The 17,531-nt window shown below is 72.8% G+C and carries 16 protein-coding genes; 5 read left to right on the plus strand and 11 right to left on the minus strand.

Annotated elements, in window-relative coordinates:
- Nucleotides 1-2: 2 nt before the first annotated feature.
- From ACFYPA_RS13670 to ACFYPA_RS13680, 3 genes are read right to left on the minus strand one after another with little or no spacing between them, the layout of a single operon-like run.
- Nucleotides 3-1,739 carry an L-aspartate oxidase gene (locus ACFYPA_RS13670; RefSeq protein ID WP_389131778.1) on the minus strand — a complete coding sequence of 579 codons (1,737 nt, stop codon included), beginning with the start codon at nucleotides 1,737-1,739 and terminating at the stop codon, nucleotides 3-5.
- Nucleotides 1,736-2,752, minus strand: a complete 1,017-nt coding sequence (gene panC / locus ACFYPA_RS13675) for a pantoate--beta-alanine ligase (protein ID WP_389131781.1) — start codon at nucleotides 2,750-2,752, stop codon at nucleotides 1,736-1,738. Before panC ends, ACFYPA_RS13670 begins: the two co-directional genes overlap by 4 nt.
- Complete coding sequence (locus ACFYPA_RS13680) at nucleotides 2,749-3,696, minus strand: Rossmann-like and DUF2520 domain-containing protein (protein WP_389132128.1); 948 nt, start codon at nucleotides 3,694-3,696, stop codon at nucleotides 2,749-2,751. Before ACFYPA_RS13680 ends, panC begins: the two co-directional genes overlap by 4 nt.
- A gap of 197 nt (nucleotides 3,697-3,893) precedes the next feature.
- On the opposite strand from ACFYPA_RS13680, the gene ACFYPA_RS13685 reads away from it, so the two are divergent.
- Together ACFYPA_RS13685 and ACFYPA_RS13690 are read left to right on the plus strand one after the other, a co-directional pair.
- Nucleotides 3,894-5,111 carry a beta-eliminating lyase-related protein gene (locus tag ACFYPA_RS13685; protein ID WP_359354198.1) on the plus strand — a complete coding sequence of 406 codons (1,218 nt, stop codon included), beginning with the start codon at nucleotides 3,894-3,896 and terminating at the stop codon, nucleotides 5,109-5,111.
- Between the two features lie 164 nt (nucleotides 5,112-5,275).
- Entirely contained in the window at nucleotides 5,276-6,394 is a 1,119-nt protein-coding gene (locus tag ACFYPA_RS13690) for a DUF5937 family protein (RefSeq protein WP_389131782.1), read from the plus strand.
- Nucleotides 6,395-6,424: 30 nt separating this feature from the next.
- Here the strand turns inward: ACFYPA_RS13690 and ACFYPA_RS13695 are convergent, their stop codons facing one another.
- The 3 genes from ACFYPA_RS13695 to ACFYPA_RS13705 all read right to left on the minus strand — a co-directional run bounded on the left by ACFYPA_RS13695 (nucleotide 6,425) and on the right by ACFYPA_RS13705 (nucleotide 9,042).
- A complete protein-coding gene (locus ACFYPA_RS13695) occupies nucleotides 6,425-7,033 on the minus strand; it encodes an AAA family ATPase (RefSeq protein ID WP_359080585.1) in 609 nt (202 codons plus the stop codon).
- Between the two features lie 4 nt (nucleotides 7,034-7,037).
- Nucleotides 7,038-7,712, minus strand: a complete 675-nt coding sequence (locus ACFYPA_RS13700; RefSeq protein WP_359080587.1) for a response regulator transcription factor — start codon at nucleotides 7,710-7,712, stop codon at nucleotides 7,038-7,040.
- 115 nt (nucleotides 7,713-7,827) lie between these two features.
- Complete coding sequence (locus ACFYPA_RS13705) at nucleotides 7,828-9,042, minus strand: sensor histidine kinase (RefSeq protein ID WP_359080589.1); 1,215 nt, start codon at nucleotides 9,040-9,042, stop codon at nucleotides 7,828-7,830.
- Between the two features lie 96 nt (nucleotides 9,043-9,138).
- Here ACFYPA_RS13705 and ACFYPA_RS13710 point away from each other — a divergent pair, with 96 nt between their 5' ends.
- On the plus strand, nucleotides 9,139-10,140 hold the full coding sequence (locus ACFYPA_RS13710) for an SAM-dependent methyltransferase (protein ID WP_359354196.1): 1,002 nt from the start codon (nucleotides 9,139-9,141) through the stop codon (nucleotides 10,138-10,140).
- A gap of 56 nt (nucleotides 10,141-10,196) precedes the next feature.
- On the plus strand, nucleotides 10,197-11,339 hold the full coding sequence (locus ACFYPA_RS13715) for an NADH-quinone oxidoreductase subunit D (RefSeq protein ID WP_359080592.1): 1,143 nt from the start codon (nucleotides 10,197-10,199) through the stop codon (nucleotides 11,337-11,339).
- 47 nt (nucleotides 11,340-11,386) lie between these two features.
- Here ACFYPA_RS13715 and ACFYPA_RS13720 read toward each other — a convergent pair whose 3' ends face one another.
- The 4 genes from ACFYPA_RS13720 to ACFYPA_RS13735 form a co-directional block, all read right to left on the minus strand.
- Entirely contained in the window at nucleotides 11,387-12,454 is a 1,068-nt protein-coding gene (locus ACFYPA_RS13720; RefSeq protein ID WP_389131785.1) for a hypothetical protein, read from the minus strand.
- Nucleotides 12,455-12,615: 161 nt separating this feature from the next.
- On the minus strand, nucleotides 12,616-13,599 hold the full coding sequence (locus tag ACFYPA_RS13725; protein ID WP_359080595.1) for an ABC transporter substrate-binding protein: 984 nt from the start codon (nucleotides 13,597-13,599) through the stop codon (nucleotides 12,616-12,618).
- A 70-nt stretch (nucleotides 13,600-13,669) separates the two neighbouring features.
- Complete coding sequence (locus tag ACFYPA_RS13730; RefSeq protein WP_359080596.1) at nucleotides 13,670-14,344, minus strand: ABC transporter permease; 675 nt, start codon at nucleotides 14,342-14,344, stop codon at nucleotides 13,670-13,672.
- 5 nt (nucleotides 14,345-14,349) lie between these two features.
- Complete coding sequence (locus ACFYPA_RS13735; RefSeq protein ID WP_359080597.1) at nucleotides 14,350-15,063, minus strand: ABC transporter permease; 714 nt, start codon at nucleotides 15,061-15,063, stop codon at nucleotides 14,350-14,352.
- Nucleotides 15,064-15,192: 129 nt separating this feature from the next.
- Between ACFYPA_RS13735 and ACFYPA_RS13740 the strand changes: the two genes are divergently transcribed.
- Nucleotides 15,193-16,389, plus strand: coding sequence for a betaine/proline/choline family ABC transporter ATP-binding protein (locus ACFYPA_RS13740; RefSeq protein WP_359080599.1), 1,197 nt, complete (start codon nucleotides 15,193-15,195; stop codon nucleotides 16,387-16,389).
- A gap of 18 nt (nucleotides 16,390-16,407) precedes the next feature.
- On the opposite strand, the gene ACFYPA_RS13745 is transcribed toward ACFYPA_RS13740, so the two are convergent.
- Nucleotides 16,408-17,529, minus strand: coding sequence for an alpha/beta hydrolase-fold protein (locus ACFYPA_RS13745; RefSeq protein ID WP_359354189.1), 1,122 nt, complete (start codon nucleotides 17,527-17,529; stop codon nucleotides 16,408-16,410).
- Nucleotides 17,530-17,531: the final 2 nt, after the last annotated feature.

A 17,531-nucleotide genomic window follows, 5' to 3' on the forward strand; every position in this document is an offset into this window, starting at 1 on the left:
GGTTACGGCTCCTCGGGAGTGGGGTGGGTGGTGCCTGTCGCTGCGCAGTCTGCTGCCCCGGACGGCCGTACGGGCCCGAACGCCTCGGTATCCGTCCGACGGAGGACGAGCTGCCGGTCCGGGGTGAGCTTCACGACGAGGTGGCGGCGCCAGTCCTCGTCGTCGCGCTCGGGCCGGTCCTCGCGCCAGTGGCAGCCCCGGGTCTCCTCGCGCTGCCGGGCGGCGGCGACCAGGACCCGGGAGACGAGGAGCAGGTTGGTGACCTCCCAGGCCTCGACGCCGGGCACCGCGTCCTTGGGCTCGGCCGCCCCGGCCTTCAGGAACGCGCTGCGGTGCAGGTCCTCCAGCTCCTCGGCGGCCCTGGCGAGGCTGTCGGCGGAACGCACGACGCCGGCGCCGCGGGTCATGATGCGCTGGATCGTGCTCCGGGCCTCGGGAGGCAGCAGCGGGGAGGGCGCGGGGTGGTCGGCGACGGTGGCGGCGGAGGACCGGGGCCGGTCGGCGACGATGTCGGCCGCGATGCGCTCGGCGAAGACGAGGCCTTCCAGGAGCGAGTTGGACGCCAGCCGGTTCGCGCCGTGCACCCCGGTGCAGGCGACCTCGCCGCAGGCGTACAGGCCGGGCACGGTCGTACGTCCCCGCAGGTCGGTGCGGATGCCGCCGGAGGCGTGGTGCGCGGCCGGGGCGATCGGGATCGGCTCGGTGACCGGGTCGATGCCATGGGCCCGGCAGGCCGCCAGGATGGTGGGGAAGTGCTGCTCCCACATCGTGGCGCCGAAGTGGCGGGCGTCGAGGTACATGTGCTCGGTGCCGTGCAGCTGCATCTGGCGGGTGATGGCCTTGGCGACGATGTCGCGCGGGGCAAGCTCGGCCAGCTCGTGCTGCCCGAGCATGAAACGCGTGCCGTGGGCGTCGACGAGATGGGCGCCCTCGCCCCGTACCGCTTCCGAGACGAGCGGCTGCTGGCCCTCGGCACCGGCGCCGAGGAAGAGGACCGTGGGGTGGAACTGGACGAATTCGAGGTCCGAGACCTCCGCGCCCGCCCGCAGCGCCAGTGCCACGCCGTCGCCGGTGGCGACCGGCGGGTTGGTGGTGGCGGAGAAGACCTGGCCCATACCGCCGGTGGCGAGGATGACCGCGGGGGCGTTGACCGCGCCGACCCCGTCGTGCTGGCCCTCGCCCATGACGTGCAGGGTGACGCCCGCGGTACGGCCTACGGCGTCGGTGAGCAGGTCGAGCACGAGGGCGTTCTCGACGGTGTGCAGGGCGGCTTCCCGGACCGCTTCGACCAGGGCGCGGGAGATCTCCGCGCCCGTCGCGTCGCCGCCCGCGTGGGCGATGCGGCGGCGGTGGTGACCGCCCTCGCGGCCCAGTGCGATGGTGCCGTCGTCCGCGGTGTCGAAGTGGGCGCCGGTGCCGATCAGCCGGCGTACGGCGTCGGGGCCCTCGGTGACGAGGGTGCGGACCGCCGTCTCGTCGCACAGGCCCGCACCGGCGACCAGGGTGTCGTCCAGGTGCTGTTCCGGAGTGTCGCCCTCACCCAGGGCGGCGGCGACGCCGCCCTGGGCCCAGCGGGTGGAGCCGTCGTCGAGGCGGGCCTTGGTGACGACGACGGTGGCGAGGCCGGCGGCGGCGCAGCGCAGGGCGGTGGTGAGACCGGCCACGCCGGAGCCGACGACCACGACATCGGCGTCGATGGACCAGCCGGGGGCGGGGGCGGTCAGCCGTATTCCGGTCACGCGGTGGCTCCGAAGGTCAGGGGGATGTTGTCGATGAGGCGGGTGGTACCGACCCGGGCGGCGACGGCGAGGATCGCGTCGCCCGCGGTGCGGTCGTCGGGGATCTCGGTGAAGTCCGCCGGGTCCACGAGCGCCACGTAGTCGAGGGCGAGCGGGGGCTGCTCGGCCGCGGCGTCGTCCAGGACCGCACGGGCCGCCGCGCGCACGGCGGCGGGGCCCGCGTCCGGCCGGGCCCTGGCGACCGCCTGGGCGTCGGCCGCCAGCCTGGCCTCGCCGAGGCGGGTGAGTCCGGCGGCCCGGCCCTCCGTCGCGCCCGCCGCCTGCGCGCGGGCGTGCAGCGCCTGCTGGGCGGCGAGCCGGTCACGGGCCGCGAACAGAGCGCGGGACAGGGCGAGCGCGGTGTGGCGCTCGTGCGGGTCGAGGAAGCGGTTGCGGCTGGAGAGCGCCAGGCCGTCGGCCTCCCTCGCCGTCTCCACGCCCACGATCTCCACGGGGAAGTTCAGATCGCGCACCATGCGGCGGATCAGCGCCAGCTGCTGGGCGTCCTTCTGCCCGAAGAACGCGACATCGGGACGGGTGGGGTGGAGCAGCTTGGCGACGACGGTGAGCATGCCGTCGAAGTGCCCGGGGCGTGAGGCGCCTTCCAGACGCTCGCCCATCGGGCCCGCCGAGATCCGGACCTGGGGTTCGCCGCCCGGGTAGACCTCGTCGACGGACGGAGCGAAGACCACGTCGGCGCCGGCCGCGCCGGCCACGGCGAGATCGGCGTCCAGGGTGCGCGGGTAGCGGTCGAGGTCGGCGCTCTCGCCGAACTGGAGCGGGTTGACGAAGACGGTGACGACGACCTGGCCGGCCGGTCCCACAACCGCACGCGCGGTTTGGATCAGGGAGGCGTGGCCCTCGTGCAGGGCCCCCATCGTCATGACGACGGCGCGCTCGGCCCGGCCGCCCTCGGGGGCGTACTCCGCCAGTTCGGCGGCGGTACGGAGCACAGTGGCGGCGGATGCGGTCATCGGGACTCCTCCGGTCCGCGGCCGGCGCCGCCGGATGCGCCCGAGCCGTCGGCCAGGACGCCGAGCAGGTCCTCGGCGAGCTCCGGCTTGAGCATGCCGTGGGCGAGCGCGCGGTCGGCGGTGGCGCGGGCCATCGCGACGTAACCGGCCACCGTCTGCGGGGCGTGGGTGCGCAGCTCGCCGATGTGCGCGGCGACCGTGCCCGCGTCGCCCCGGGCGACCGGGCCGGTCAGGGCGGCGTCACCGGAGCGCAGGGCGTTGTCCAGAGCGGCGCCGAGCAGCGGGCCGAGCATCCGGTCGGGGGCGGTGACCCCCGCCGTGCGCAGCAGCTCCATCGACTGGGCGACCAGGGTGACCAGGTGGTTCGCGCCGAGCGCGAGAGCCGCGTGGTAGAGCGGACGGGACTCCTCGGCGATCCACTCGGGCTCGCCGCCCATCTCGATGACCAGCGCCTCGGCGGCGAGCCGCAGCTGCTCGGGGGCCGTGACCCCGAAGGAGCAGCCCGCCAGCCGCTGGACGTCCACCGAGGTGCCGGTGAACGTCATCGCGGGGTGCAGGGCCAGTGGCAGGGCGCCGGCCCGCAGCGCGGGATCCAGCACCTTCGTCCCGTACCGCCCCGAGGTGTGGACGATCAGCTGGCCGGGGCGCACCGCACCGGTCTCGGCGAGGCCCTCGACGAGCCCCGGCAGGGCGTCGTCGGGCACGGTCAGCAGGACCAGTTCCGCGCGCGCGAGGACCTCGGCGGGCGTCACCAGGGGGACGTCGGGGAGCAGGGTGGCGGCTCGGCGCACCGAGGCGGCGGAGACGCCCGACACGGCGACCGGGCGGTGCCCGGCGAGGGCCAGGGCAGCGGCGAGGGCGGGGCCGACGCGGCCCGCGCCGACGACGCCGACGGTGAGACGGGCGGGGCGGTCCCTCGCGTCGAGGGGCTCCTGGGGAGTCATTGCGTTCACGCGGCAGTGGCCTTCCGTTCCAGTCCGCGGGGGGTACCGGACGATTCCTCTGCATGCTACGCCAGCACTTCGTCCGGGCCCCCGGCTGTCCACAGGCTGTGGACAGTGCGGGACGCGGCAGCACCGGCCCGGCCGGCGGGCGTCCATATCCTGTGGGCAGCGGCTGCGTTCTGCGTGATGATCGTCCCATGGCAGACATAAACGAGCAGGTGCGCGACGGGTTGGCGGACGGACCGGAGGTCCCCCGCGGGAACGGGGACGAGGAGGCCGATCAGCAGCGGCTGCGCAGCATCACCGCGTGGCGGCAGGCCGAGCGGATCCTGTCCCGGATGCCGGTGGACCGTTCGCTCGGCGAGCAGCTGGCGGCACTGACCGCGGGCGCGGCCACCGTCACCGAAGTGGACCGGCCCGCCGACATCTACGGCGACGGCGTCGTCGCCGAGCTGGAGCAGCGGATCGCCGGACTGCTCGGCACCGAGGCCGCCGCGTTCTTCCCGACCGGGACGATGGCGCAGCAGGTCGCCCTGCGCTGCTGGGCCGGCCGCACCGGCAACCCCACGGTGGCCCTCCATCCGCTGTCCCACCCGGAGGGGCACGAGCGCGGCGCGCTGGGGGCGGTGAGCGGGCTGCGCACCGTCCACCCGACGACCGAGCCGCGCCTGCCCACGGCGGACGAGATCCGTGACTTCGCGGAGCCCTTCGGCACCCTGATGCTGGAGCTGCCGCTGCGCGACGCGGGCTTCGTCCTGCCCACGTGGGAGGAGCTGGAGGCCGTGGTGGCGGCGGCCCGCGAACGCGACGCGGTCGTCCACTTCGACGGGGCGCGGCTGTGGGAGTGCGCGTCGCACTTCGGGCGGGAACTGCCGGAGATCGCTGCGCTCGCCGACAGCGTGTACGTGTCGTTCTACAAGACCCTCGGCGGACTCTCCGGGGCCGCGCTCGCCGGTTCCGCCTCGCTGGTCGAGGAGGCCCGCACCTGGCGCCACCGGTACGGCGGCCAGCTCTTCCAGCAGTTCCCCGCGGCGATCTCCGCCCTGATCGGCCTGGACCGGGAGCTGCCCAGGCTGCCGTCGTACGTGGCGCAGGCGAAGGTGGTCGCCGCGGCGCTGGCCGAGGGGTTCGCGGAGGCGGGTGCCGGGTGGTTCCGGGTCCATCCCGAGCCGCCCCACACCCACCAGTTCCAGGTGTGGCTCCCCTACCCGCCGGACGTCCTGTCCCAGGCGGCGGTGCGGCAGGCGGAGGAGACGGGCGTGGCCCTGTTCCGCAGGTGGTACCCGGCTCCGGCGGGCCCGCCCGGGCTGTCGTTCACCGAGGTCACGGTGTCGGAGGCGGGGCTGGAGTGGACGGCGGCGGACGTCCGCGCGGCGGCGGCGGAGTTCGTGGGACGGGTGGCCGCGCAGGGGTGAGGCCACCGGGGAGAGGCCGCCGCGCTCGACGCCGCCGGATCAGGGCGAGGCCCCCGCGCTCGACGCCCCCGGATGAGGGTGAGGCCGCCGGGCTCGACGCCGCCGATTGACGACTGCCGTCAATCCGGATCCGGGCAGCCGCCGCGACCCCGCACCATGGACGGGTGAGCGTAACCATCGACATCGCGGGCCTCGACCCCGGACGCATCGTCTTCGAGACCTCCCCCCTCGTCGAGCTGGGGGTCGCCCTCCACGCGCTCGCGGAGCCGGGCCACCACCCCGGGGTGCACGGCTGGGCGACGGCCACCACCACGGCTCTGGAACCGGATCTGGCCGACCGGCTGCACGAGGCCGACTTCCTGTGGCGGAACACGTTCTCGGACATCTTCATGCCGTTCGCCGGTGTCGTCGGCGGCAACGGCAGGACGGGCGCCGGCCTCACCGAGGACCTGGACATCCTGGACCGGCTGGACGACGAGAGGTTCGTCGCCGCGGCCCTGGAGTTCACCTGCGCCCACCTCTACGGGCCCGGCTCCGCCTCTCCGCTCCACGATGCCGGGATGCGCGCCCGGGCCATGGACGTGGCGGCGGCGCGGGGCCCGCAGCAGCTGGAGTTCACCCAGCGGCTGCTGACCGACCCCGCCCCCGTACGCCGCTGGATCCGGCGCTTGTTCGAGGACTGCGACCAGGCGTTCTTCGCGGACACCTGGCAGCGGGTGCGGGTCCAGCTGGTGGCCGACGCCCGGCACAAGACGGACCTGCTGCGGCACAAGGGGCTCACCGAGGCGATGGGAGCGGTCTCCGCCGCGCTCTCCGTCGACGAGGACGGGAAGCGGATCAGCGTCGACAAGCTCTCCGACGGCTCGACCGACGCCACCGACCCGGCCGTCGGCGCCGGGCTCACGCTCATCCCGACCAGTTTCGGCTGGCCGCACCTGATGGTGCTGCACGCCCCCGGGTGGCGGCCGGTGATCCACTACCCGGTACACCGGCCCGAACTGCCCTCCCCCGCCTCCGTCGAACTGCTCCAGGTGCGGATGGAGGCGCTGGCCCACCCGATGCGGATGCGGCTGTGCCGCAACATCGCCCGCTCGCCGTACACGACCGGGGAACTCGCGGACTTCCACGGCATCACCGCCCCCGAGGTCTCCCGCCACCTCACGGTGCTCAAGAAGGCGGGTCTGGTCACGACCCGGCGCCGCGGCCGGTATGTCCTGCACCAGCTGGACCTGACCGTGGTGGCTCGGCTCGGCAGTGACTTCCTGGAGGGAATCCTGCGCTGAGGGGCTGCCGGGCGGTGCCGGGCGTCCCCCTCAGTCGAAGCGGATGTGCCGGATCCCCGTCCAGGCCCGCCGCACCCGGTGCCGCAGCGCGCTGTCCGTGTCCGGCAGCAGCGTGAGCCCCGCCGATGCGGCGATCCGGTCGGCGACCTGGGGAACCGTCATCCGGTCGGTACGGATGTGCTCGGCGAACTCCGCGCCCTCCAGCCGCTCCAGGCAGTGGTCCAGTTTCGCGACGGCGAAGCTCTCGCGCCCGAGGCCGCGCCCCAGCCCGCGTTCACGCAGCCGGTTCAGCACCGTCGCGCGCTCGGCGAGCAGGGCGAAGTGGTGCACCGCGTGCCCGTCCTCGCGCAGCCGCCCGACGATCTCCGCGAAGTAGCCGGGGTCGACCAGGGTCATCGGGGCGACGACCGTGCCGGGGTGCCCGCGCAGGGCGATGTCGAGCATGTCGTGCACGCCCCGCCGCCAGGCCGGCAGATCCTGGAAGTCGCCGCGCAGCGCGGGCGGCAGCGTCCGGTGCAGCCCGAAGCCGACGTGCTCCGGATCGCAGACCACGCTGCCGGGCAGCCGACGCCGCAGCTCGTACGCCGTCTGGGTCTTGCCCCCGCCGAACGGGCCGTTGACCCATACCAGCGCGCCCACCGACTCAGCCCGCCCCGCCCCCGGCGCGCACCAGACCGGTCTCGTACGCGAGGACCACGACCTGCACCCGGTCGCGCAGACCCAGCTTGGTGAGGATGCGGCCGACGTGCGTCTTCACGGTCGCCTCGGAGAGCACCAGCCGCCCCGCGATCTCGCCGTTCGACAGCCCCTGGGCGACCAGCAGCATCACCTCGCGTTCGCGTTCGGTGAGCTTGGCGACGTCCTTGTGCTGCGGCTCGGCCTTGCCGCTGGGCAGCATCGACGAGAAGCGGTCGAGCAGCCGGCGGGTGGTGGACGGGGCGACGACGGCGTCGCCGCTGTGCACGGAACGGATCGCGGCGAGCAGTTCGCCCGGCGGCACGTCCTTGAGCATGAAGCCGCTGGCACCCGCCTTCAGCCCCGAGAAGGCGTACTCGTCGAGGTCGAACGTCGTCAGGATCAGGACCTTGGGCGCATCGGGCTGCTCACAGATCCGGCGGGTGGCCTCGACGCCGTCCAGCCGGGGCATGCGCACGTCCATCAGCACCACGTCGACCGCGGTGGAGCGGAGATTCTCGATCGCCTCCGCTCCGTCGCCGGCCTCGGCGACGACCTCCATGTCCGGCTGCGCGGCGAGCACCATCCGGAAGCCGGTGCGCAGCAGCGCCTGGTCGTCGACGAGCATCACGCGGATCGCCATGGGGTCCTTGTCTCCTGTATTCGTTATGCGGTCGGTTTCGGCGTAGCGGAAGGCTCTTCGCGTCCGTACGGATCGGACGCGGGGCCTCTCGTTCGGATCATGCAGACGAAAGCCCCTAGTGCGCGGCCTTGAGCGGCAGCAGGGCGCTGATCCGGAAGCCGCCGCCGGGACGCGGCCCGGCGTCCAGCGTGCCGCCGACCATCCCGACCCGTTCGCGCATGCCGATCATGCCGTGGCCCGCGCCGTCGGCGCCGCCGTCCTCGTACAGCTCGTGCGCCGCGCCCCGGCCGTCGTCCTCCACCAGCAGGCCGAGCCCGTCGTCGAAGTAGACCAACCGGACACTGGCCCCGGCGTCCGGGCCGCCGTGCTTGCGCGTGTTGGTCAGGGCCTCCTGCACGATGCGGTACGCCGTCAGCTCCACGCCGCTGGGCAGCGGGCGCGGGGTCCCCTCGATCTTGAAGTCGACGGCCAGACCGGCGGCCCTCACGTGGTCGATCAGGTCCTCGATCTGGTCCACGTCGGGCTGCGGGACGTACTCCCCGGTCTCCGGCGCATCGCCCGTGCGCAGCACGCCGAGCAGCCGGCGCATCTCCGCGAGCGCCTGCCTGCCCGTGCTGGAGATGGTCTCCAGCGCCTGCCGGGCCTGGTCGGGGGCCGCGTCCATCACGTAGGCGGCGCCGTCCGCCTGCACCACCATCACGGAGACGTTGTGCGCGACGACGTCGTGGAGCTCCCGGGCGATCCGGGCCCGCTCCGCCGCCACCGCGACCTTCGACTGGGCCTCCCGCTCCCGCTCCAGCCGGGCGGCGCGCTCCTCCAGCTGGTCGAAGTAGGCCCGCCTGGTCCGCATCGAGTCGCCGAGCACCCAGGCCAGCACGAACGGCACCGTCATGACGACGACGACGAACCCCGCCTCCGCCCAGCCGCGCGGCGCCCCCTCCTGCTCCGGCCAGCGGAGCTGGGAGAGACCGGCGGCGCACAGACTGCAGACCAGGGCGAGCCGTGAGGCCCAGCGCTCGCCGACGGTGGCCACGGTGAAGGTGATCACCAGCATGGCGAAGTTGGCGAGGGTCGGTCTGACCCCCAGCACCAGCTGCACGACGCCCATCGCGATGGCGAGCAGCAGCATCTTCTCGGGGGCGCGGCGGCGCAGCGCGACGACGACACAGAGGCCGACGACGATCGGCACTATGGCGATGCGGGCCGCACGGCCGCTCTGTCCGATCCCCCCGACCACGATCGTCATGCCGGAGATCCCGAGGAGGAAGACAGCCCAGAAGCTGTCGACGCCCGTCGGGTGTCTGCGGATGAAGTCGTAGAGGCGCTGCACGTAACCCAGCGTAGGTAAAGCCAATGGGTGCACGGGTCAGCCGAAGGGCCGATCCAGGTCCGGAGACCGTACTCCCCAAGGTGGAGACTTGGGAACGTGACGGATGAGTGGCTGGGGTGGCAGGAGGCGGCGGAGACCGCTTTGTACGGAGACGAGGGGTTCTACCGGAGCCCGGAAGGGCCTGCCGGGCATTTCCGCACCTCCGTGCACGCCTCCCCGCTGTTCGCCGCGGCCGTCGCCCGGCTGCTGGTCAGGACGGCCGCGGAGCTGGCGACGTCGTGTGTGGACCTGGTGGACATGGGGGCGGGGCGCGGGGAGCTGTTGACGGGGGTGCTCGCTGCGCTGCCGGCCGAGGGTGGCGAGGGTCTCACGGTGCGGGCGTTCGCCGTGGAGCTGGCCGCCCGGCCGCCCGGGCCGGACCCGCAGATCCAGTGGTGCGCGAAGCCGCCGCAGGGGGTGCGAGGGCTGCTGTTCGCCAACGAGTGGCTGGACAACGTGCCGGTGCCGGTCGCCGAGACGGACCCGGAGGGCGTCGAACGGTACGTCCTGGTGCGGGCGGCGGACGGCGCGGAGCGGCTGGGCGAGCCGGTGAGCGGGGCGGACGCGCGGTGGCTGCGCCGCTGGTGGCCGTCGGCGGGGCCGGGCAGCCGGGCCGAGATCGGCCGCCCGCGCGACGAGGCGTGGGCGGACGCGGTGGCCACGCTGTCCGCCGGGCTCGCGGTGGCGGTGGACTACTGCCACGTACGGGAGGAGCGGCCGCCGTTCGGCACGCTGACCGGCTTCCGGGCCGGGCGGGAGGTGCGGCCGGTGCCGGACGGCAGCTGCGACCTCACCTCGCACGTGGCGCTGGACGCGTGCGCGGCGGCGGGCGGACCGGGCGCGGAGATCGTCACCCAGCGCGAGGCGCTGCGGCGCCTGGGCGTCAGCGGTGAACGCCCGCCGCTGTCCCTGGCGGCCGGCGACCCGGCCGGATACGTACGCGCCCTGGCGTCGGCGGGCCAGGCCGCGGAACTCACCGCCCGGGGCGGCCTGGGCGACTTCGGCTGGCTGACGCAACGTGTCCCGGGCCCGGCCCCGTCCAGCCCTTCCGGCGATTGAGGAGCGGGGCCCGGGGCGGAGCCCCGGGAAACCGGGCCGCAGGCAATACTGTCGGCATGACGGAGACGACGGTCGGCATCGGCGGCGCAGCGGAAAGCACCGACATGGTGCTCAACATCGGCCCCCAGCACCCCTCCACCCACGGCGTGCTCCGTCTGCGCATCGTCCTGGACGGGGAACGCATCCAGCACGCCGAACCGGTCATCGGCTACATGCACCGCGGCGCGGAGAAGCTCTTCGAGGCCCGCGACTACCGGCAGATCGTGATGCTCGCCAACCGCCACGACTGGCTGTCGGCGTTCTCCAACGAACTGGGCGTCGTGATGGCCGTCGAGCGGATGCTCGGCATGGAGGTGCCGGAGCGCGCGGTCTGGACCCGCACCCTGCTCGCCGAGCTGAACCGGGTCCTCAACCACCTGATGTTCCTCGGCTCGTACCCGCTGGAACTCGGCGGCATCACACCGGTGTTCTACGCGTTTCGGGAGCGCGAGGAGCTCCAGGCCGTGATGGAGGAGGTCTCCGGCGGCCGGATGCACTACATGTTCAACCGGGTCGGCGGCCTCAAGGAGGACCTTCCCGCGGGCTGGCTCGGCCGGGCCCGGGACGCCGTCGCCTCGGTCCGCTCCCGGATGGGCGTCTACGACGAACTGGTGCTCGGCAACGAGATCTTCCGGGGCCGTACCCGTGGGGTGGGGGTGCTCTCGGCCGGGGCCGTGCACGCCTACGGGGTGTCCGGGCCGATCGCCCGCGCCTCGGGCGTCGACTTCGACCTGCGGCGCGACGAGCCGTATCTCGCGTACGGGGAGCTCCAGGACACCCTGAAGGTCGTCACCCGTACCGAGGGCGACTGCCTGGCCCGGTTCGAGTGTCTGCTGGAACAGACGCACAACGCGCTGGATTTGGCGGACGCCTGCCTGGACCGGATGGCCGGCCTGGCGCCCGGCCCGATCAACCAGCGGCTGCCCAAGGTGCTGAAGGCCCCCGAGGGCCACACCTACGCCTGGACGGAGAACCCGCTCGGCGTCAACGGCTACTACCTGGTGTCCAAGGGCGAGAAGACCCCGTACCGGCTGAAGCTCCGCTCCGCCTCGTTCAACAACATCCAGGCGCTCACCGAACTGCTGCCGGGCACGCTCGTCGCCGACATGGTGGCGATCCTCGGCTCGCTGTTCTTCGTCGTCGGCGACATCGACAAGTAGCCGGCCGGTACGGCCCACGAGATCGCGAGGCAACCGGCCGGCTCGGCCTACGAGATCGCGCTGCGCAGCTCCGCCACGTCCAGCTGCTCGGTCTCGTCGTGCGCGGTCAGGTCGATGACCTTGCCGACGGCCCGGTTCTCGGCCGTGCCCGTGCGGTGCGCGGCCAGTGCCTCCTCGCCCACCACGTCGGCGAGATCCTCGTTCTGCACGGCCTCGATCGCGGCGTGCGCCTTCTGCGTACCGAAGAAGTCGAAGCTGCCCTGCGGCACCAGATGGCGGCGGGCCGCCGCGTACGGGACGACCGCGCTGGCGGCCTGCACCGGGCGCGGGGCGGGCAGGGCCTGGGGCGGCCGGGTCGCGGGCAGGGCGGCGGCCTGCGGGCGGCGGTGCTGCTCGGCGCCCCGCTGCCCGGCGCCCTGCTGCCCCTTGCCCCGCTGCCCGGCGGATACGGGCGGCACCGGGGCCGCCGCGTGCTTCCCCTGCGGCTCGTCCGCCTCCCTGGCCCGCTCCGCGAGGTCACGCTTCCTGGCCCGCTCGGCGGTGCGCCGGGCCTCCTGGAGCGCCCCGTTGCGCGTGAGGTCGTCGAGCGCCTGGGCCGCGCGCAGATACGCGGACGGCGTGGGGGTGCTGCGTGCGGCGGGCAGTTCGCGGGGCGTCGCGGACGCCTCCAGGGCGAGCTGCCGCCGGCTCTCCAGCACACTGGCGCGCTCGGTCTCGGCGGTGGCGTACCGCCGCAGCAGCGCGGCGTGCTCGCCCCGCAGCCCGGCGAGCTCCACGCGCTTGCGGCGCAGCTTCGTCTCCAGGCGGGCGCGCAGCTCGCGCGACTCGTCCAGGTCGGCTTCCAGTTCCGCCACGCGTTCCTCGGTGCGCCACTCGTCACTGGCGCGGGCGCGTGTCAGCTCCGCGACACGGCGGCCCGCCTCCTGGTCCCAGCTGCGCATCAGATACGCGCCGGTGACGGCGGCGGCCGCCGCGGCGGCGACCAGTCCGCGCAGGACCAGCGGCTCGGCGAGCAGCCAGGCTCCCGCGGCACAGACGACCGCCGCTCCGGCGACGACCGAAGGCGGAAGGATTCTGTGCAGAGGTGGCGAATGGCGATGGCGTCCACGTGGCATGGCCTGAAATTTACCGTGCGTACGGTCCGCTTGGGGCCCCGCCCGGCAATCTGTTCCCCGGCAGTTACCTGACGACCCTTGAACCGGCCATTTTGGCCGCGGTCGCCTTTCGTCCGGACCGTGCCGGGACGGCGGGGTGATCCGGACGAAAGGCCCTTGCGCTACTTCTTGATCAGACCTTTCGTCTCCAGGTATTCCTTGGCCACATCGGCGGGCTTGGCGCGCTCCGCGTCGACCTTCCGGTTCAGCTCCGCCAGGTCCTGCGTGGTGAGTGCGGCGGTGAGCTTGCCGAGCGCGTCGGCGACGTCCTGGGCACCGGCGTCCTCGGCATTGAGGACGGGCAGCACGTTGTCCGCGTTCTGGAGCTTCTTGTCGTCCTCCAGGAAGACCAGGTCATAGGTGTCGAGCACCGCGTCCGTGGTGGTGGTGAGGACCAACTGGTCCTTGCCGTCCTTGACCGCCTGCTTGGACTGCGGGGTGCCGACACCCTTGGGGTCGATGCCGGTGACGTCGATGCCGTACGTCTTCTTCAGTCCGGGTGCGCAGAACGGCCGCACCTCGCACTCGTCGCCCGCCGCGATCTTCACCTTGATCTTGGAGGCGCCGAGATCCGAAAGGGTCTTGAGCTTGTTCTTGTCGGCGAATTCCTTGGTGACCGCGAAGGCGTTCTGGTCGACGGCCGCACCGGCCGGCAGCACCTTCAGCCCGCGCGGAGTGGCGAGCTTCTCCAGGGCGGCGACCGTGGCCGCGGTGTCACCCGAGGCGACCGGCTTCGACTCGGCCGCCTTCGCGCCGTTCACCTTGGCGTTGAGGAATTCCGCGATCGTCGCCGCGTATTCCGGCACGACGTCGATCTCGCCCTTCTCCAGGGAGGGTTCGTAGAGTTCGCGGTTCTTCACCGTGGTGACCGAGGTGCTGTACCCGGCGTCGGACAGCACGCCGGCGTAGAGCTCCGCCAGCACCTTGGACTCGGTGAAGGCGGCGGCGCCGACGACCAGCGAGCCCTTCTTGCCGGAGCCCTTGTCCGCGGAGGCGGCGGAGCCGTCCTTGTCCTTCTCCAGGCTGTCGCCACCGCAGGCGGCGAGCGAGCCCGCGAGCGCGACGATGCCGATGACCGCGCCGGCCAGGCGCGAGGTCCTGCTCATACTGTTCTCCGTCCACGGCAACGAGGCCATATGCGATGAGGGTGATCGGTGGGGTGGGGCGGCCGGACGCTCATGCTGTCCGGCGGCGGCGCAGCGGTGACAGCAGCCGGTCGATGGCGACCAGGACCGTCTCCACCAGCAGCGCCAGTACGGCGACCAGCAGGGCGCCCGCGACCACTTGCGGGGTGTTGTACGTGTTGAAGCCGGCGGTGATGATCCGCCCGAGGCCGCCCTGGCCGACCATCGCGGCGATCGTCGCCGTGGCCACGACCTGCACCGAGGCCGAACGCAGGCCGGTCATGATCATCGGGTAGGCCAGCGGGAGTTCGACGCGGACGAAGAGCTGTCCGCCCGACATGCCCATCCCCCGGGCGGCCTCCGCCACCGAACGGTCCACCTCCGTCATCCCGACGTAGGCGTTGGTCAGCAACGGTGGCACGGCGAACAGGACCAGGGCGATGATCGTCGGTACGTATCCCGCGTTGCGCAGGGGCGAGACCATGAAGAGGGCCAGCACCGCGAAGACCGGGACCGCGCGCCCCACGTTGGAGATGTTGACGGCCAGCGCGCCCCCCTTCCCGATGTGTCCCAGGTACAGGGCGATGGGCAGCGCGATGGCGCAGGCCAGGGCGAGCGCCACTCCGCTGACGTACAGGTGCTCGCCGAGCCGGTGGGCCACCCCGCTCTCCCCCGACCAGTTGGCGCCGGTGGTGAGCCAGGTCCAGGCCTCGCCGAGAACTCCCACGGTTTTCAGACCGCCTTCGCAGGGCCGGACGCGCCCACGGCGTCGCGGGTGGCCGGTATTCGGGTCCAGGGCGTCAGCAGTCGCTGCACCCCGAGCAGCAGCAGATCCGCGACCACCGCCAGCAGCACGCAGAGCACCGAGGCGGCCAGCACCTGGGCCTTGAAGAAGCTCGGCAGGGCGTCCTCGATGAGATTGCCCAGGCCGCCGCGGCCGACGATCGACCCGACCGTGGTCAGCGCGATCGTGGACACCGTGGCGATCCGTAGCCCGGCCATCAGCGCGGGCATCGCGAGGGGCAGCTCGACCTCCCACAGCAACCGCACCGGCCCGTACCCCATCCCCCGGGCGGCCTCCTTCGCCTCCTGCGGGACCGCCTCCAGGCCGGCCAGGATGTTCCGTACGAGAATCGTCAGCGAATACAGCACGAGCCCGGTGACGACGAGCGCCGCCGAGAGCCCGAAAAGGGGCAGCAGGAGCGAGAACATCGCGAGCGACGGCACCGTGTAGAGCACCGTCGTCAGTCCGAGCACCGGTCCGGCGAAGCGCCGTCCGCGACGGGCGAGCAGCGCCAGCGGAAAGGCCACGGCCACACCGATCGCCACCGAGACCGCGGTGATCCAGATGTGCTGGACCGTCGCGTCGGTCAACTCCTGGCTGCGGGAACGGAGATACTCCCCGCAGATCCAGTCGTTCGTCACCAGGCAGTTCTGTGCCGCCATCCGTCCCCCACCTCCCGAGCGCCTCTCGTACTGATGTCCGGCGAGCCTATCCTCGACCACTGACAATCGCCGAGGCCGTTGTATTCCAGCAACATGTCCTTCACAGAACACGCGCGACAATGGGGAACCATGATCCGTTTCGAGCACGTCACCAAGCGGTATGCGGACGGCACCACCGCCGTCGACGACCTTTCCTTCGAGGTCGCCGAAGGTGAACTCGTCACGCTCGTCGGACCGTCGGGCTGCGGCAAGACGACCACCATGAAGATGGTGAACCGGCTGATCGAACCGACCGAGGGCCGGATATTCCTCGACGGGGACGACATATCCGCCATCGACCCCGTCCAGCTGCGCCGCCGCATCGGCTATGTGATCCAGCAGGTCGGTCTGTTTCCGCACCGGACGGTGCTGGAGAACACCGCGACCGTCCCCCATCTCCTCGGCTGGAAACGCGGAAAGGGCCGCGCCCGCGCCGCGGAACTCCTCGACCTGGTCGGACTCGATCCTTCCGTTTATGGCGACCGATATCCGGAACAGCTGTCCGGCGGCCAGCGCCAACGTGTGGGCGTGGCGCGGGCATTGGCCGCGGACCCGCCGGTACTCCTGATGGACGAGCCTTTCGGCGCGGTCGACCCGGTGGTCAGGGAACGACTGCAGAACGAATTCCTGCGGCTTCAGGCCCAGGTCCGCAAGACCGTGCTGTTCGTGACGCACGACATCGAGGAGGCCGTCCGCCTCGGCGACCGCATCGCCGTCTACGGGCAGGGCTCGATCGAGCAGTTCGACTCACCGGCCACCGTGCTCGGCGCCCCCGCCACCGGCTACGTCGCCGACTTCGTCGGTGCGGACCGCGGGCTCAAGCGGCTCTCGGTCACCCCCGTCGAGGAGAGTGACCTCGACCACCCCCCGGTCGTCCACCTCGACGACTCCCTGGCCACGGCGACCGAGCGGCTGCGCGCGGACGGGGCGCGGTGGGCCGTCGTGCTGGACGGCGACGGCCGGCTGCACGGCTGGATCCCGGCCGGTGACGCGCCCACCGGCGCCAAGGGCACGGTCCGCGAGCACGCCCGCCGGATGGAAGCCTGGCTGCCCGTCGGCGCCCCGCTCAAGCAGGCCTTCGCCACCATGCTCCAGCACGACGCCGGCTGGATCGCGGTCATCGACGAGCGGAGCGAGGGCCGGTTCCTCGGCGTGCTCACCCCGGCCCGCCTCCACGAGGCGCTGCGGCGTTCCATCAGCGCCGACGACCGGGCCGTGCCGCGCGCCGAGGTGGCCGTCGAGAGCGTGGCGGGCGTCGCGGGCGTGGCGAAGACCGCAGGGGGCTGACGCGCCCGGCCGCCGCGCTCAGTTCTCGCTGAGCCGGCTGCTCATCCACTCCAGGGCCGCGGGGATCTCCCGGCGCCAGGTGTTGAAGTTGTGTCCGCCGCTGTCGAGCACGATCGACGAGACCTGGGCGGGCCGCTTCACCTTGGCCACGAACTTCCGTGTGTCGGGGTAGTTCGCCTCGCCCCGGCGGGACGACGTCACCAGGAAGGAGGAGTCGGGCTGCGGCCGGTGGTCGAGGGACCACAGCAGGTCGGCACGCTCGCGCGCCCGCCGGTCACCGTGGAAGAGGTCACCGGTCGTCGGGTCCTCGGCCGCCTTGTAGTACGCCGAGAGCCCGGCGCTCGCCGTGAAGCGTCCCGGATGGTGCAGGCCGATCTTCAGGGCGCAGTAGCCACCGGTCGAGTTGCCGATGATGCCCCAGTTACGGGCGTGCCGACCGACCCGGTAGGCGGCCGAGATCGCGGGCGGCAGGTCGTCGGCGAAGAACGTCTCGGTCTTCGGGCCGTCCTCTATGTCCACGCACTCGGTGTCCCGCGGCGGCGCCACCGTCGGCCGCAGCATCACCAGGACCATCGGCTGCGAGCGGCCCGCCCTCACCCTTTCGAGCGATGTGCGGGGGTAGTCGAGGCCCTTGATGAGGTTCTCCGCCGTGCCCGGGTAACCGGTGAGCACCACAGCCGCGGGGAACTTCCGCCGGGCGTACGCCTCCTGGAAGTACTCCGGCGGCAGGTACACGTAGGCCGAGGTCTCGATCCCCGAGCTCCGCCCGGCGATCACCACCTTGTCGATCCGGCCGACCGAGGCGGGCCGCGAGCCCCCCGGCCCCTCCGGCCGCCGCGTCCCCACCCGGACGATGTTCTTCTCCGCCAGGGTCGCCCGGGCGTGGTCGGTCACCACCCCCAGGTCCTGCTTCTGACCGAACAGGTCGGCCCAGGAGCCGTAGAAGAGGAACGAGTTGTTGGCCATCAGGCCGACGGAGACGAAGACCGCCACCTGGGTCGCCAACAGCAGGCCCACCCTGCCGAGCACCGCGGAGACGCCGCGCCGGGCGAACCTCGGCCAGAACCAGATCGTGACGGCGAACAGCAGGGCGGCCAGCGTGATCGCCAGGATCAGCACTGCCTTGCCGGTAAGGCCCATGG

It is taken from the genome of Streptomyces sp. NPDC005775 (genome assembly GCF_042871565.1).
Taxonomy (GTDB): Bacteria; Actinomycetota; Actinomycetes; order Streptomycetales; family Streptomycetaceae; genus Streptomyces.

Coding starts and splice junctions, on each gene's coding strand:
- ACFYPA_RS13740 (WP_359080599.1), top strand. CDS start 15,193: ATGATCCGTTTCGAGCACGTCACCAAGCGGTATGCGGACGGCACCACC.
- ACFYPA_RS13685 (WP_359354198.1), top strand. CDS start 3,894: ATGGCAGACATAAACGAGCAGGTGCGCGACGGGTTGGCGGACGGACCG.
- panC (WP_389131781.1), bottom strand. CDS start 2,752: ATGACCGCATCCGCCGCCACTGTGCTCCGTACCGCCGCCGAACTGGCG.
- ACFYPA_RS13720 (WP_389131785.1), bottom strand. CDS start 12,454: ATGCCACGTGGACGCCATCGCCATTCGCCACCTCTGCACAGAATCCTT.
- ACFYPA_RS13735 (WP_359080597.1), bottom strand. CDS start 15,063: ATGGCGGCACAGAACTGCCTGGTGACGAACGACTGGATCTGCGGGGAG.
- ACFYPA_RS13725 (WP_359080595.1), bottom strand. CDS start 13,599: ATGAGCAGGACCTCGCGCCTGGCCGGCGCGGTCATCGGCATCGTCGCG.
- ACFYPA_RS13715 (WP_359080592.1), top strand. CDS start 10,197: ATGACGGAGACGACGGTCGGCATCGGCGGCGCAGCGGAAAGCACCGAC.
- ACFYPA_RS13680 (WP_389132128.1), bottom strand. CDS start 3,696: ATGACTCCCCAGGAGCCCCTCGACGCGAGGGACCGCCCCGCCCGTCTC.
- ACFYPA_RS13700 (WP_359080587.1), bottom strand. CDS start 7,712: ATGGCGATCCGCGTGATGCTCGTCGACGACCAGGCGCTGCTGCGCACC.
- ACFYPA_RS13745 (WP_359354189.1), bottom strand. CDS start 17,529: ATGGGCCTTACCGGCAAGGCAGTGCTGATCCTGGCGATCACGCTGGCC.